General features: G+C 76.4%; 2 protein-coding genes. Both read right to left on the bottom strand.

What is annotated here, in order from left to right; all coding sequences use genetic code 11:
• On the bottom strand, positions 1 to 5,014 hold a 5,014-nt coding region (locus ACGFWJ_RS27970), incomplete at its 3' end, for a type I polyketide synthase (protein WP_392954573.1).
• Positions 5,015 to 5,093: 79 nt separating this feature from the next.
• Positions 5,094 to 16,841 (bottom strand): SDR family NAD(P)-dependent oxidoreductase, encoded by an 11,748-nt coding sequence (locus ACGFWJ_RS27965; RefSeq protein ID WP_392954577.1) that lies wholly within the window; start codon positions 16,839 to 16,841, stop codon positions 5,094 to 5,096.
• Between the last annotated feature and the right edge of the window lie 18 nt (positions 16,842 to 16,859).

Below are 16,859 nucleotides of genomic sequence, written 5' to 3'. Positions count from 1 at the left end.
GCTGCGGGTCCATGGCGAGGGCCTCGCGCGGCGAGATGCCGAAGAACTCGGCGTCGAAGTCGGCGGCGTCGTGCAGGAAGCCGCCGCGCCGGGTGGTCGAGGTGCCGGGGCGGTCGGGGTCGGGGTCGTAGAGGGCCTCGAGGTCCCAGCCGCGGTCGGTGGGGAAGTCCGAGACGGCGTCGCCGCCGTCGGCGAGCAGGCGCCACAGGTCTTCGGGGGTGCCGATGCCGCCGGGGAAGCGGCAGGCCATGGACACGATCGCGATCGGCTCGTCGTCGGGCGCGGCCGGGTGCGCGGCGGTGTCCGCGGGGGCCGGGCCGGCGGCGTGCCGGCCGAGCAGTTCGGCGCGGATCTCCCGGGCGAGCGCGGTGGACGACGGGTGGTCGAAGATCAGGGTGGACGGCAGCCGCAGTCCGGTGGCGGTGTTGAGCCGGTTGCGGAGTTCGACCGCGGTGAGCGAGGCGAAGCCCATGTCCTGGAAGGCCGTGCCGGGCCGGATGGCGTCCACCCCGGCATGGCCGAGGACGGCCGCCGCGTGGGTGCGGACCAGGTCGAGCAGCAGGCGGTGCTGCTCGGATTCGCCGAGGGCGGCGAGCCGTTCGCGCAGCTGTGCGGCGGCGGGTGCCTCCGTGTCGCCGGTCGCGGTCTCCAGGGCGCGGCGGGCTTCGGGGACGCCGGTCAGCAGCGGGCTGGGGCGGGTGGAGGTGAAGACGGCGGCGAACCGCTCCCAGTCGACGTCGGCGACGGCGAGTACGGTCTCGTCGTCGTCCAGGGCCTGGCGCAGGGCGTGAAGCGCGAGGTCGGGGGCGATCCGGGGCAGGCCGTGCTCCTCCAGTTTGAACAGGTCGGCGTCCTCTCCGGCGACGCGGTCCAGGTGGGGGTTCTCGGCCTGCCAGATGCCCCAGTCGACGCTGGTGGCGGTGAGGCCGCGGGCCCGGCGGTGCTGGGCCAGGGCGTCGAGGTAGGCGTTGGCCGCGGCGTAGGCGCCGTGGTCGCCGCTGCCCCAGACTCCGGCGATCGAGGAGAACAGGACGAAGGCGTCGAGTTCGCGGTCGAGCAGGGCGTCGAGGTGTTCGGCACCGGCGGCCTTGGCGGCGACGATCTGTTCGAACGCGGACATCGGCGTGCCGTCCAGGGGGGCGAGCGCGACGAAGGCGGCCGCGTGGACGACCGCGGTGACGGGGTCGCCCGCCGTCTCCAGGCCGGTGAGCAGTTCCGCCACGGCCTGACGGTCCGCCAGGTCGCAGACGGGCAGGGTCAGTCGTGCGCCGAGGGCGGCCAGTTCCGCGGCGAGTTCGGCCGCGCCGGGTGCCTGGGGGCCGCGGCGGCCGGGGAGGACGAGGTGGGTGGCGCCGCTGCGGGCCAGCCAGCGGGCGAGGTGCGGGCCGACTGCTCCGGTCCCGCCGGTCAGCAGGACGGTGCCGCGGGGCTTCCAGTGCTCCGTGCGGCCCTCGCTGCGGGGTGCGCGCCGGAGACGGCGGGCCAGTAGGCCGGTGGGGCGCAGTGCGAGCTGGTCCTCGCGACCGGCGCCGTCCGCACCGGGGGCCGTCAGTACGGCGGCGAGCCGGGTCCGGGCGCGGGCGTCGAGGTCCGGCGGCAGGTCGATGAGTCCGCCCCAGCGGGCGGACAGTTCGAGCGCGGCCACCAGTCCGGTGCCCCAGACCAGTGCCTGGCGGGGGTGGGTGACCGGGTCGTCCGGGCCCGTGGACACGGCCCCGGTGGTGGCGCACCAGAGGGGTGCCGTGAGGGCGAGGTCGCCGAGGGCCTGCACCAGGGCGACGGTGAGTGCCGTCCCGGTGGGCAGGGCCGGGTGGTCGGGGTGGGGCTGGTCGGCGGCGGCCAGCAGCGACAGCACGCCGGTCGGGACGCGGTCGCCGAGGGCGGTGGTGAGCGTGTCCGCGAGGTCCGTGCGGCGGACGGCGTCGGCGGTGAGCTCGGCCGTGACGACGGTGGCGCCTGCTTCGGTGAGGGCGAGCAGCGGGCCGGTTACCCGTGCGTCGTCCTCGTGTCCGGCGGGCAGGACGACGAGCCAGGTGCCGGCGGCAGGGCCTGTGGCCGGCGGGTCGGGCAGGGGCTGCCAGCCGATGCGGTAGCGCCAGGAGTCGATGACGCTCTCGTCGCGCCGCTGTTTGCGCCAGCCGCGCAGGGCCGGCAGGACGGGGGCGAGGGCGTCCTCGTCGACGGCGAGGTGGGCGGCGATCTCGGCCGGGGCCTCGTGGTCGACCATGTGCCAGAAGGCCGTGTCGTGCGGGTCGGCGGCCGGTCCGGCGTCGGGCAGCGCCTCCGGCTCCAGCCAGTAGCGCCGCAGCTGGAAGGGGTATCCGGGCAGGGCGGTCGGGCGGGCGCCGGTGCCGGCGTACACCGCGGACCAGTCGACGGCCGCGCCCGCCACCCACAGTTCGGCGGCCGAGCGCAGGGCCCGGCGCGGTCCGCCGTCGTCGCGGCGCAGGGTGCCGACGACCACGGGCGGCTCGGCGGCGCCGGTGGCCTCGACGGTGTCCTGGATGGCCATGGTCAGCACCGGGTGCGGCGACACCTCGACGAAGACCTCGTGGCCCTGCTCGACCAGGGAGCGGACGGCCGCGTCGAAGCGGACGGTCCCGCGGAGGTTGCGGTACCAGTAGTCGGCGTCCATGGCTGTGGTGTCGAGCCGGTCTCCGGTGACGGTGGAGAACAGCGGGATCCGGGCCGGGAGCGGGCGTACGCCGGCCAGTGCGGCCAGCACCTCGGACCTGATCCGTTCGACCTGGGCCGAGTGCGAGGCGTAGTCCACCGGCACGGACCGGGCCCGTACGCCCTGGGCGTCGCAGTGGGCGAGCAGTTCGGCCAGGGCCCCGGTCTCCCCCGAGACCACCACGGCGGCGGGCCCGTTGACGGCGGCCACCGACAGCTTCTCGGCCCAGGGGGCGATTTCGGCGCGGACCCGGTCCTCGGGCAGGGACACCGCGACCATGCCGCCGAGTCCGGCCAGCGCCCGGATGGCCCGGCTGCGCAGGGCGACGACCTTCGCCCCGTCCTCCAGGCTCAGCGCTCCCGCCACCACGGCGGCGGCGATCTCGCCCTGGCTGTGTCCGACGACGGCGTCGGGCCGGACGCCCCAGGACTCCCAGTGCGCGGCCAGTGCCACCATCACCGCCCACAGCACCGGCTGCACCACGTCCACCCGCTCCAGGGAGGGTGCGCCGGGCACGCCCGCCAGGACGTCGGGGAGACACCACCCGACGTGGGCGGAGAGGGCGGCGTCGCAGGCGGCGAGGCGGTCCCGGAAGGCGGGGCTGGTGGCGAGCAGGTCCCGGGCCATGCCGTCCCACTGGGAGCCCTGGCCGGGGAACACCAGGGCGGTCCGGCCCTCGACGACCCGGCCGGTGCCCGCGACGACGTCGGCGGACGCGGCCGGAGCCGGGCCGGACAGGGCGGCGAGGCCGTCAAGCAGTGCGTGCTGCCCGTCGCCGATCACCACGGCCCGGTGTTCGAAGGCGGACCGGGTGGTCGCCAGCGAGAACCCGATGTCGGCCGGACGCGCGGGCGCGTCCGCGGCAAGCCGGGCGCGCAGCCGGGCCGCCTGCTCCCCGAGCGCGGCCGCGGTACGGCCGGACAGCACCCAGGGCAGCACCGTCCCGGGCGCCGCTTCCGGCGCGTCGGCCGGTTCCGGCTCCGGTGCCTGTTCGAGGACGACGTGCGCGTTGGTGCCGCTCATGCCGAACGAGGACACCCCGGCCCGGCGCGGCCGGTCGACGGCGGGCCAGTCGCGGGCCTCGGTGAGGAGTTCGACGGCGCCCGAGGACCAGTCGGCGTGCGGGGTGGGCGCGTCCACGTGCAGGGTGCGCGGCAGGACGCCGTGCCGCAGCGCGAGGACCGTCTTGATGACCCCGGCCACCCCGGCGGCGGCCTGGGTGTGCCCGATGTTCGACTTCAGCGACCCCAGCCACAGCGGACGCCCGGCGGGCCGGTCCTGACCGTACGTGGCCAGCAGTGCGTCGGCCTCGATCGGGTCGCCGAGAGTGGTGCCGGTGCCGTGCGCCTCCACCGCGTCCACGTCGGCGGTCGTCAACCCCGCGTCCGCCAGCGCCGCCCGGATCACCCGCTGCTGCGAGGGGCCGTTCGGCGCCGTCAGGCCGTTGCTGGCGCCGTCCTGGTTGATCGCCGAACCACGCAGCACGGCCAGCACCGTGCGGCCGTTGCGGCGGGCGTCCGACAGCCGCTCCAGCAGCAGCATGCCCACGCCCTCGCCCCAGCCGGTGCCGTCCGCGGCCGCCGCGAACGGCTTGCAGCGGCCGTCGGGGGACATCGCGCCCTGCCGGCTGAACTCGACGAACACCGCCGGCAGCGCCATCACGCTGACGCCGCCGGCGAGGGCGAGCGAGCACTCGCCGGCCCGCAGCGCCCGCGCCGCGAGGTGCAGGGCCACCAGCGAGGACGAGCAGGCGGTGTCCACGGTGACGGCGGGGCCCTCGAGGCCGAGCGCGTAGGACACCCGCCCGGACATCACGCTCATCGAGTTCCCCGTCATCAGGAACCCCTGGACGGCTTCGGCGGCGGCGGAGCCCAGCGTCGCGTACCCCTGGTCGATGGCTGCGGCGTACACCCCGGTGCGGCTGCCCCGCAGGGTGAGCGGGTCGATGCCGGCCTGCTCGACGGCCTCCCAGGACGTCATCAGCAGCATCCGCTGCTGCGGGTCCATGGCGACCGCCTCACGGGGCGAGATGCCGAAGAACTCCGGGTCGAAGTCGGCCGCGCCGTCCAGGAACGCCCCCCGCCCGGGGACGGTGCCGCCGGACGGCCAGGCGCGCTCCCAGCCCCGGTCGCCGGGGACGGGCGCGCTGGTGTCGCGGCCCTCGGCGAGCAGTTCCCACAGCTCCTCCGGGGTGCGGACCCCGCCGGGGAAGCGGCAGCTCATCGCCACGATCGCGATCGGCTCGCTGGTGCGGGCCTCGGCCTCCCGGAGCCGCTGCCGGGTGTCGCGCAGGTCGATGGTCACCCGGTTGAGGTAGTCGCGCATCCTCTGGTCGCTCACTGGACACCGCTGCTTTCGTCTCGGGCTGCTCGGGTCTCGTCCCGAAGGACGCGGGGGGCGCGGGGGGCGCGGGCCGGTGTCATGAGGACCCCAGCTGCCGGTCGAGGTACTCGAACATCTCGTCGTCGCTGGCCGCCTCGATCAGGTCAGGAGCCAGATCGTCCAGGTCGTCCGGGTCGCCCGCGGGGCGGGCGGCGGCCGGTGCCCCGCCGGACAGCGGGCGGGACAGCACGTCCCGGATCCGGCCGGCGAGTTCCTCGCTGACGCCGTCCGGCGGCAGGGCGTCGAGCAGGGTCTCCAGGGCGTCGAGGCCGGCCCGGACCGCCGCGTCGCCGGTCGGACGGGCGGCGCCGGCCCGCTCGGCGAGGTGGCGGGCGAGTGCCTCCGGCGTGGGGTGGTCGAAGACGAGCGCGGCCGGCAGCCGCAGCCCGGTCGAGGACGCCAGCCGGTTGCGCAGTTCGACGCCGGTGAGGGAGTCGAAGCCGACGTCCTTGAACGGGCGGGCCGGGCGGATCAGGTTCGGCGAACTGTGGCCGAGCACCGCGGCGGCGGTGCCGCGCACCAGGTCGAGCAGGGTCCGGTGCAGCTCGGCCTCGGGCAGCTCGGCCAGCTGCGCCGCCATCGAGCGGGTCGGCGCCTGCGCCGGGACGGCGCCGCTCCGGGCGGGGCGGACCAGGCCGCGGAGCACGGCGGGCAGCCGGTCGTCCGCCCGCAGCACGGACGGGGCGATCCTGGCCGCGAGCCGGTAGGCGTACGGGGAGTGCAGCGCCGCGTCGAACAGGGCGAGGCCCTCCGCCGAGGTCAGCGCGCCCGCCCCGGCACCCCGGCCCGAGGTGACCGCCGCGGTCATCTCGCTGCGTTCCTCCCACAGCCCCCAGCCGATGGACAGGCCGGGCAGCCCCTCGACCCGGCGTTCGGCGGCGAGGGCGTCGAGGACGGCATTGGCGGCGGCGTAGTTCGCCTGCCCGGCCGCGCCGAACTGGGCGGCACCCGAGGAGAAGAGCACGAAGTGCGTGAGGTCGAGGTCCCGGGTGAGTTCGTGCAGGGCCAGCGCCGCGTCCGCCTTGGGCCGCAGGACGCGGTCGAGCCGGTCCGGGGTCAGCCCGGCGATCGTGGCGTCGTCCAGGACGCCGGCCGCGTGGACGACGGCGGTCAGCGGATGCGCGGCGGGCACCGACCCGAGCAGGGCGGCGAGCGCGTCCCGGTCGGCGACGTCGCAGGCCGCGACGGTCACCGACGCGCCGAGCCCGGTCAACTCCCGCACCAGCTCCGGCATTCCGTCGGCGGACCCGCCCCGGCGGCCCGCCAGCAGCAGGTGCCGGGTGCCGTGCGCGACGACCAGGTGCCGGGCCAGCAGCCGTCCCAGGGTGCCGGTGGCCCCGGTGACCAGGACGGTCCCCTCGGGGTCCGGCGCAGCGGGCAGCAGCAGGACGTTCTTGCCGACGCCCCGGGCCTGGCTGAGCGAGCGCAGCGCGGCCGGGGCCTGCCGGACGTCCCAGCCGGTGACGGGCAGGGGACGCAGCACCCCTCGCTCGAACAGGTCCAGGATCTCGGCGAGCATCTCGCCGATGCGCTGCGGACCGGCCTCCATCAGGTCGAACGCCCGGTAGCGCACCCCGGGGTGCTGCCGGGCGACCGCCTCGGGGTCGCGGACGTCGGTCTTGCCCATCTCCACGAACCGGCCGCCGTTCGGCAGCAGCCGCAGACCGGCGTCGACGAACTCCCGCGCCAGGCTGTCGAGCACGAGGTCGACGCCGCGCCCGCCGGTGGCCGTCAGGAAGGTCTCGGCGAAGTCGGTGCTGCGGGACGAGGCGATGTGCCCGTCGTCCAGTCCGCCGGCCCGCAGGGCGTCCCACTTGGCGGGGGAGGCCGTCGCGAACACCCGCGCACCGGCGTGCCGGGCGAGCTGCACCGCCGCCGTGCCGACCCCGCCGGCCGCGGCGTGGACCAGGACCGACTCCCCGGGCTGCAGCCCGCCGAGGTCGAACAGGCCGTAGTAGGCGGTGAGGTACACCACCGGCACGGACGCGGCGCGGGCGAAGGACCAGCCCGCCGGTATCCGGGCGACGGTGCGGCGGTCGGCGACGGCGATCGGGCCGAACGCGCCCCCGAAGATCCCCATCACGCGGTCCCCGGGCGCCAGGTCGTCCACGCCCGGGCCCACCTCGATGACGGTGCCGGCGCCCTCGCTGCCCAGGCCCTGGTGTTCGGGGTCGGGGTCCAGGCCGAGCGCGGCGATGACGTCGTGGAAGTTCAGCCCGGCGGCGCGCACCGCGATCCGCACCTCGCCCCGGCCCAGCGGGGCGAGGGCCGCGGGAGCGGGCTCCGCCACGATGTCCTCCGGCGAGCCCTGGCCGTCGCTGGTGAGCCGCCAGGCGGCGCCGTCCGGCAGGGACAGCGTGCCGTCCGGCCGTCCGCCGCGGACCAGCCGCGGCAGCAGCGGCGGGCCGGTCCGCAGCGCCAGCTCGGGTTCCCCGGCTGCGAGCGCCGCGGGCAGGGCGTCCGCCGGCTCGGCGGCCTTGGCCGCGTCGACGAGGACGAAGCGCCCGGGGTGTTCGGCCCGCGCGCTGCGCACCAGGCCCCACAGCGCGGCCTGGGCGGGATCGACGGGACGGTCGACCGGTCCGGTGCGGACCGCGTCCCTGGTGAGCAGGGCCAGCCTGGCCGCGGCGAACCGCTCGTCGGCCAGCCACTGCTGCACGAGCGCGAGGCCCTGGTGCGCGGTGGCGCGGACCCGGTCGGCGGGGTCGGGCAGCTCGGCGGTGGCGACGGCCGCCACGATCACCTCGGGGAGTGCGGCGCCCGCTTCGAGGGCGGCGCCCAGGGTGTCGAGGTCCGGCCAGGACACGGCGGCACCGGGGACGGCGCCGCCGAGGGCGGCCCAGGTCGGCACGGCGCCGTCGGCCGGGTCGGTCGCCGGGGTCCAGTCGAGGCGGTACAGCAGGTCGGCGTGAGCACTCCCGGCGAGCGGCCCGCCTGCGGCCGGCGGCCGCAGCAGCAGGCCCTCGACGCCGATCACCTGGCGCCCGGACAGGTCGTGGGCGTGCAGGCTCACCGAGTCCGGCGCGTCGGCGGCGAGCCGCACGCGCAGCATGGTGGCCCCGGTGATCCCGCTGGTCACACCGGTCCAGCTGAAGGGCAGCCGGGCCCCGCCGTCCTGGTCGGGCAGCAGCGCGGCGGTCTGCAGGGCCGCGTCCAGCAGCGCGGGGTGCAGCACGCATCCGGCGGCGTCGGCGTGCTGCTGCTCCGGCAGCACCACCTCGGCGAACACCTCGCCGCCGCGGAGCCACGCGGCCCGGATGCCGCGGAAGGCGGGCCCGTAGTGGTAGCCGGCCTCGGCGAAGCGCTCGTAGAGGTCGCCGGTGTCCACGGGTTCGGCACCGGACGGCGGCCAGCTCAGCAGGCCGGCCGCGGTTCCGGCCGGGTCCCCGGGTGCCAGGGTGCCGGTGGCGTGCTCGGTCCAGGACGCGTCGGCGTCCCGTGCCGTCCGCGCGAACACGCTGAGCCTCCGCCGGCCGTCGCCGTCGGGCCCGGCGACCCGGAGCTGCAGATGGGTGGCCTCCTCATCCGGGAGCACCAGAGCCGATCCGAGGGTGAGCTCCTCGACCACCGGGCAGCCCGCCTCCGCCCCGGCGCGCAGCGCGAGTTCGAGGAAGGCCGTACCGGGGAGAAGCACGACGCCCGACACGGCGTGGTCGGCGAGCCAGGGGTGGGTGCGCAGCGAGATCCGGCCGCTGAGCAGCAGCTCACCGGAGTCCGCGACCTGCATCGCCGCACCGAGCAGCGGGTGCCCGGTCGTGGCGAGACCGGCCGAGGCGACGTCCTGGCTCGTGGTCGGTACGTCGAGCCAGTAGCGGGTGCGCTGGAAGGCGTACGTCGGCAGTTCGACGCGCCGCGCCCCCGGGAACGCCCCCGACCAGTCCACCTCCAACCCGCGCTCCCACGCACGGCCCACCGCGCGCAACACCTGCGCCGGGCCGCCCTCCCCGCGACGCAAGGTCCCCAGCACCACGGCATCCGCGCCCGCCGCCTCCACCGACTCCCCCACCGCCACGCCCAACACCGCGTGCGGGCTCGACTCGACGAAGAACCGGAAACCCTCCCCCAGCAACGCCTCCGTGGCCTTCCCGAACTCGACGGTCTCCCGCAGATTCCGGTACCAGTACTCGGCGTCCAGCGACTTCGTGTCCAACCAGCCACCCGTCACCGTAGAGAAGAACGGCACCCCACCCGAAACCGGCACGATCCCGTCCAGGTCGGCGAACAACCGCTCGCGGACCTCCTCCACATGCGCGGAGTGCGACGCGTAATCGACCTCGATCAAACGCGCCCGCACCCCCTCCCCCACCAGCTCATCCACCAGCGCCGCGACCGCGTCCGCGTCACCCGAGACCACCGTCGACGACGGACCGTTCACCGCCGCCACCGACAACCGGCCCACGATGCGCTCCCGCACCACGTCCACCGGCAACGGCAGCGAAGCCATCCCGCCCCGACCCGCCAGCGCGCGGATCGCCAGGGAACGCAACGCGACCACCCGCGCCCCGTCCTCCAGACTCAGACCGCCAGCCACGCACGCAGCGGCGATCTCGCCCTGCGAGTGGCCCACCACCGCGTCCGGAACCACACCGAACGCACGCCACACCTCCGCGAGCGACACCATCACCGCCCACAGCACCGGCTGCACCACATCCACCCGCGCCAGCAGAACCTCCGAACCCAGCGCCTCCGCCAACGACCAGTCCACGTAAGGCGCCAGCGCCCGCTCGCACTCCGCCATCCGCGCCGCAAACACCGCCGACCCGGCGAGCAGTTCGACCGCCATCCCGACCCACTGCGAACCCTGGCCCGGGAACACCAGCGCCACCCGACCGGAAACCAGCCCGCCGCCCGCCCCTGCGGCGCCCTGCGCCAGCGCGGTCAGGTGCTCGGCGAGGTTGTCCTCCGTGCCCACCAGCACCGCGCGGTGTCCCAGCGCGCTGCGGCCGGTGGCGAGGGAGAAGGCCACGTCCGCGGCGCGAACGCCCGACCCGTCTGCGATCCGGGCCGCCAGCGCTGCGGCCTGGGCGTGCAGCGCCTCGGGGGTGCGCGCCGAGAGGAGCAGGGGGACGGTCTCCGGTGGCCCGGGCTCGCCGACGAGCGTGTCAGCGGAAGCCGTCGGGTCGGCCGGGGCCTGTTCGAGGATGACGTGGGCGTTGGTGCCACTGACGCCGAAGGAGGACACGCCCGCCCGGCGCGGGCGTCCCGTGTCGTCCCACTCCCGGGCCTCCGTCAGCAACCGTCCGGCACCCGCCGACCAGTCCACCTCGGGCGTCGGACCGTCCACGTGCAGCGTCTTGGGCATCACGCCGTGCCGCAGCGCGAGCACCGACTTGATGACGCCCGCGACACCGGCGGCTGCCGAGGCGTGGCCGATGTTGGACTTCAGCGAGCCGATCCACACCGGCCGGTCCGCCGGCCGCCCCTGCCCGTAGGTGGCCAGCAGGGCCTGCGCCTCGATCGGGTCGCCCAACCGCGTCCCCGTACCGTGCGCCTCCACCACGTCCACGTCCGAGGCCGTCAGCCCCGCGTCCGCCAGCGCCGCCCGGATCACCCGCTGCTGCGACGGACCGTTCGGCGCCGTCAGACCGTTGCTCGCACCGTCCTGGTTCACCGCCGAACCGCGCACCACAGCCAGCACCGGATGCCCGAGACGCCGCGCGTCCGACAACCGCTCCAGCAGCAACATGCCGGTGCCTTCGCCGAAGGCGGTCCCGTCGGCGGCCGCCGCGAAGGACTTGCAGCGGCCGTCGGGGGCGAGTCCGCCCTGCCGGCTGAACTCGACGAACAGTTCGGGGCTGCACATCACGTTGACGCCGCCGGCCAGGGCCAGCGAGCACTCGCCGGAGCGCAGCGCCCTGACCGCGAGGTGCAGGGCCACCAGCGAGGACGAGCAGGCCGTGTCGATGGTGACGGCGGGGCCTTCCAGGCCGAAGAAGTAGGCCAGGCGTCCGGAGACGATGCTTCCCGAGTTTCCGGTACCGAGGAATCCCTCGACGTCCTCGGGGATGTAGGGCAGCAGCCGGGCGGCGTAGTCCTGCTGCATCAGGCCGACGTACGTGCCGACCGCCGCGCCGCGCAGGGTGGACGGGTCGATGGCCGCGCGTTCGAAGAGCTCCCAGGTGGTCTCCAGCAGCAGCCGCTGCTGCGGGTCCATGGCGAGGGCCTCGCGCGGCGAGATGCCGAAGAACTCGGCGTCGAAGTCGGCGGCGTCGTGCAGGAAGCCGCCGCGCCGGGTGATGGAGGTGCCGACGCGGTCGGGGTCGGGGTCGTAGAGCGCGTCGGGGTTCCAGCCCCGGTCGGTGGGGAATTCGGAGATGCCGTCGCGGCCCTCGGCCAGCATCCGCCACAGCTCCTCGGGAGAGCGGACGCCGCCGGGGAGGCGGCAGGCCGCGGAGACGATCGCGACCAGGTCGTCGTCCGCGTCCCGGTCCCGGCCGGCGGGCACAGCGGGTACGGCGGGCGTGGCGGCCGGGGCCGTGTCGGTGAGTCCGGCGCGCAGGAAGGCCGCGAGCGCGGCCGGGGTGGGATGGTCGAACACCAGGCTGGCGGGGAGCCGCAGGCCGGTGGCGGCGTTCAGGCGGTTGCGCAGTTGCACCGAGGCCAGTGAGTCGAATCCCAGTTCACGGAACGCTCGTCCGGCGTCGAGGGTGTCCGGGGTGGCATGGCCGAGGACGGCCGCCGCGTGGGTGCGGACGAGTTCGACGAGCAGCCGGGTCCGTCCGGTGCCGTCGAGGGCCGCGAGGCGCAGGCGCAGGGCGTTGTCGTCGGCCTCCGCCGCGGTGACCGCGGCGGCCTTGCGCGGCGGTGTGCGCACCAGGCCGCGCAGCAGCGGCGGCAGGGTGCCGTCCGCCGCCGCGGAGCGCAGGGCAGCGGCGTCGAGGCGCATCGGGACCAGGGCGGCCCGGTCCACGGTGAGGGCGGTGTCGAAGAGTGCGAGTCCCCGCTCGGTGGAGAGCGGCGGCATCCCGGACCGGGCGAGGCGTCGTACCTCGTCCTCGCCCAGGTGTCCGGTGAGGGCGCTGGGCTGCTCCCACAGGGTCCAGGCCAGGGACTGGCCGGCCAGCCCCGCCGCCCGGCGCCGGACGGCCAGGGCGTCGAGGAAGGCGTTGGCGGCGGCGTAGTTGGCCTGTCCGGGGCCGCCGAAGGTGCCCGCGGCGGAGGAGAAGAGCACGAAGTGCGTGAGGTCGAGGTCGCGGGTCAGTTCGTGCAGGTGGAGGGCGGCGTCGACCTTGGGGCGCAGCACGGCGTCCACCCGCTCGGGGGTGAGTGCGGTGACGACGCCGTCGTCGAGGGCGCCGGCGGTGTGGACCACGGCGGTCAGCGGGTGTGCGGGCGGCAGGTCCGCGAGGACGGCGGCCAGGGCGGCCCGGTCGGCGGCGTCGCAGGCGACGATGGCGGTCTCGGCACCCAGCGCGGCGAGTTCGTCCCGCAGTTCCTGGGCCCCGGCGGCGGCCGGGCCACTGCGGGAGAGCAGCAGCAGGTGCCGGACGCCGTGCCCGGTGACCAGGCGGCGGGCGACGTGGGAGCCGAGCAGGCCGGTGCCGCCGGTGATGAGGACCGTGCCGTCCGGGTCGAAGGCCCGGTGCGGCCCGGCCGCACCGTCCGAGGGGACCCGGGCCAGTCGGGGGACGCGGACCTCGTCGCCGCGGACCGCGGCCTGCGGTTCTCCCGAGGCGAGGGCGGCGACGACGGCCGCGGCGGTGCCGTGTTCGTCGTCGGCGTCGAGGTCGAGCAGGGCGAAGCGCCCGGGGTGTTCGGAGCCGGCCGAGCGGACCAGGCCCCAGAGCGCGCTGTGCGCGGGGTTGCGGGCGTCCTCGCCCTCGCGGGCGGCGACCGCGCCGCGGGTGGCGAACACCAGGCGCGAGTCGGCGAAGCGGTCGTCGGCGAGCCAGGTCCGGACGTCGGCGAGGGCCTGGTGGACGGCCGCGCGGACCGCCGCGGCCGGGTCGGCCGCGGGCTCGGGCTCGGCGCGGACGAGCAGGACCGTTTCGGGCACCGGGGCTCCGGCGTCGACGGCGGCCAGCAGCGTGGCCAGGTCCGCGGTGCGGTGGACGGGTGCGCCGCTGCCGCGCGGGGGTGCGGTGACCCACTCCGTCGCGTAGAGGTCCTGGTGGTGGCGGCCCCGGGGGGCGGGGTCGGCGCCGAGGGCGGCGGTGCCGGCGGGCCGCAGGACCAGCGCGTCCACGGTCGCCACGGGGGCGCCGGTCGCGTCGGCGACGGCGAGCGCCACCGCGTCGGGTCCGGCGGGGGTGAGCCGGACCCGGATCGCCCCGGCGCCGGTGGCGTGCAGGGTCACGCCGTTCCAGGAGAACGGCAGGCGGCCCTCGGGGTGGGCGTCCGCGCCGGGGGTGCCGGGGACGCCGGTGGCGTGCAGGGCCGCGTCCAGCAGCGCCGGGTGCAGGCCGAAGCGGGCGGCGTCGGGTGCGGTCCCGACCGGCCCGGCGGGCACGACGGCTTCGGCGAACAGTTCGTCGCCGCGCCGCCAGGCCGCGCGCAGGCCCTGGAAGGCGGGGCCGTAGGCGAATCCGCCCGCCGCGAAGCGGTCGTACAGCCCGTCGAGGGCGAGGGGTTCGGCGCCGGGCGGCGGCCAGGGCATCGGCCCGGCGGCGTCGTCCGCCCCGTCCTCGGCCAGGAGGCCTTCGGCGTGCTTGGTCCACTCCTCGTCGAGGTCGCCGTCGGCGGGTGCGTCCGGCCGGGAGTGCAGGCTGAGCGGACGCCGGCCCCGGGTGTCGGGGGCGCCGACGGTGAGGCGCAGCACGGTGCCGCCGTGTTCGGGCAGCGCCAGGGGGGCCTGCAGGGTGAGTTCCTCGACCCGGGGGCAGCCGACGCGGGCTCCGGCCTGGAGCGCGAGTTCCAGGAAGGCGGTGCCCGGGAGCAGGGCCCGGCCGCCGACGGCGTGGTCGGCGAGCCACGGGTGGGTGCGGGCCGACAGGCGGCCGGTGAGGAGCAGGCCGTCGCTGTCGGCGAGGACCACGACGGCGCCCAGCAGCGGGTGGTCCGCGGGGGTCAGTCCGGCGGAGCCGACGTCGGCGGCGGGTGCGGCGCCGTCCTCGAGCCAGTACGGGTCGCGCTGGAAGGCGTAGGTGGGCAGTTCGACCCGGCCGGGGCGGCGGCCGGCGAAGACGGCGTCCCAGTCCGGGGAGACTCCGCGCAGGTGGAGTTCGGCCAGCGACTCGGTGAACCGGCGCGGGCCGCCGTCGTCGCGGCGCAGGGTGCCCAGGGCGGTGGCGTCGGCGCCCGCGTCCTCGGCGGTCTCCAGGACGCCGACGGTGAGGACGGGGTGCGGGCTGCTCTCCAGGAGGACCTGGTAGCCGTCGGCGAGCAGGGCGCGGGTCGCCTGCTCGAACAGGACGGTCCCGCGGAGGTTGCGGTACCAGTAGTCGGCGTCCAGGACGGTGGTGTCCTCGAGCAGGCCGCCGGTGAGGGTGGAGTAGAAGGGGACGGCGGCGGGGCGGGGGGTCAGTCCGTCGAGCCGGGCGAGCAGTTCGGTGCGGATGTCCTCGACGTGGACGCTGTGCGAGGCGTAGTCGACGGGGATGCGCCGGCTGCGCACGCCCAGGGCCGCCGTCCGCTCGAGGAAGGCGTCGAGCGCGTCGGTGTCGCCGGAGACCACGGTGGATTCGGGTCCGTTGACGGCGGCGACGGAGAGCCGGCCGTCCCAGGGGGCGAGGTGTCCGGCGACCTGTGCGGCGGGCAGGGCCACCGAGGCCATGCCGCCGCGGCCGGACAGCGCGCGGATCGCCCGGCTGCGCAGGGCGACGACCTTCGCCCCGTCCTCCAGGCTCAGCGCTCCCGCCACCACGGCCGCCGCGATCTCGCCCTGGGAGTGGCCGATGACGGCGCCGGGGGTGATGCCGTGGGAGCGCCACAGTTCGGCCAGCGAGACCATGACGGCCCACAGCGCCGGCTGCACCACGTCGACGCGCTCGGCCGGCGGGGTGCCGGGGGCGCCGCGCAGGACGGCTTCCAGCGACCAGTCGACGAAGGGGGCCAGGGCGCGTTCGCAGTCCGCGATGCGGGCGGCGAAGGCGGGGGCGGAGTCGAGGAGCTCGACGGCCATGCCGGCCCACTGGGATCCCTGTCCGGGGAACACCAGGGCGACTTCGCCGCCGGTTCCGGCGGTGCCGAGGACCAGGCCGGGGGCGTCGAGGCCGGCTACCAGGGCGTCGAGGCCGGCCCGGAACTCGTCGGGGCGGGTGCCGATCAGGACCGCCCGGTGCTCGTGCGCGGCGCGGGTCGTCGCGAGGGCGTGGCCGACCTCGGCCGGGCCGGGTCCGGGGTGGGCGTCGAGGTGGTCGCGGAGCCGTGCGGCCTGGGCGCGCAGCGCTTGGGCGGTGCGTCCGGAGAGCACCCAGGGGAGGACGGCGGGGGTGGCGGGTTCGGCGGCCTGTTCCAGGACGGGCTCGTCCGCCTGTTCCAGGACGACGTGTCCGTTGGTGCCACTGACGCCGAAGGAGGAGACCGCGGCCCGGCGCGGCCGTCCGGTCTCGGGCCAGGGGGTGTTCGCGGTGACCAGGCGTACCGCGCCCGCGGTCCAGTCGACCTGCGGGGACGGGTCCTGTGCGTGCAGGGTGGGCGGGACGGTGCCGTGCCGCATGGCGAGGACGGTCTTGATGACGCCGCCGACGCCGGCCGCCGCCTGGGTGTGCCCGATGTTCGACTTCAGCGAGCCGAGCAGCAGCGGTTGCCCGTCCGCGCGGTCCTGCCCGTAGGTGGCCAGCAGGGCCTGGGCCTCGATCGGGTCGCCCAGCGGGGTGCCGGTGCCGTGCGCCTCGACCACGTCCACGTCGGCGGGGGTGAGTCCGGCGTTGGCGAGGGCGTGCCGGATGACACGCTGCTGGGCGGGGCCGTTGGGGGCGGTGAGCCGGCTGCTGGCGCCGTCCTGGTTGACGGCGGTGCCGCGGATCAGGGCGAGCACCGGGTGGCCGCCCCGGCGGGCGTCGGAGAGGCGCTCGAGCAGGAGCATGCCGACGCCCTCGCCCCAGCCGGTGCCGTCGGCGGCGGCGGAGAAGGACTTGCAGCGGCCGTCGCGGGCCAGGCCGCCCTGGCGGCTCATCTCGACGAACGGGACGGGTGTCGACATGACCATCGCGCCGCCGGCCAGGGCCAGGGTGCAGTCGCCGGCCCGCAGGGCCTGGGCGGCGAGGTGGATGGCGACCAGTGAGGAGGAGCAGGCGGTGTCGATGCTGACCGCCGGGCCCTCCAGGCCGAAGGTGTAGGCGACGCGGCCCGAGGCGACGCTGTCGGAGCTGCCGTTGCCGATGTAGCCGGCCACGTCGTCGGGGACGTGGCGCAGCCGTACCGCGTAGTCCTGGTACATCACTCCGGCGAAGACGCCGGTCCGGCTGCCCCGCAGGGTCGCGGGGTCGATGCCGGCCCGTTCGAACGCCTCCCAGGTGGTCTCCAGGAGGAGCCGCTGCTGCGGGTCCATGGCGAGCGCTTCGCGCGGGGAGATCCCGAAGAAGCCGGGGTCGAAGTGCCCGACCTCGTCGAGGAAGCCGCCCAGGGAGGTGTGGCTGGTGCCTTCGCGCAGCTGTTCCGGGTCGTCGAGGTGGTCGAGGTCCCAGCCCCTGTCGGCGGGGAAGCCGGTGATGGCGTCGGTGCCGTCGGTGACCAGGCGCCACAGGTCCTCGGGGGACCGTACGCCGCCGGGGTAGCGGCAGCTCATCGCGACGACCGCGATCGGTTCGCGGCTCGCTTCCTCGGCCTCGGTCAGGCGTCGGCGGGTGTGGTGCAGGTCCGCCGTCACGCGCTTGAGGTAGTCCCTCAGCTTGTCGTCGTTCACCATCGGGGGCCGCCGTCC

This window comes from Kitasatospora sp. NPDC048407 (genome assembly GCF_043200475.1).
In the GTDB taxonomy this organism is placed as follows: Bacteria; Actinomycetota; Actinomycetes; order Streptomycetales; family Streptomycetaceae; genus Kitasatospora.
This window is presented reverse-complemented; position numbering and strand designations above follow the sequence as displayed.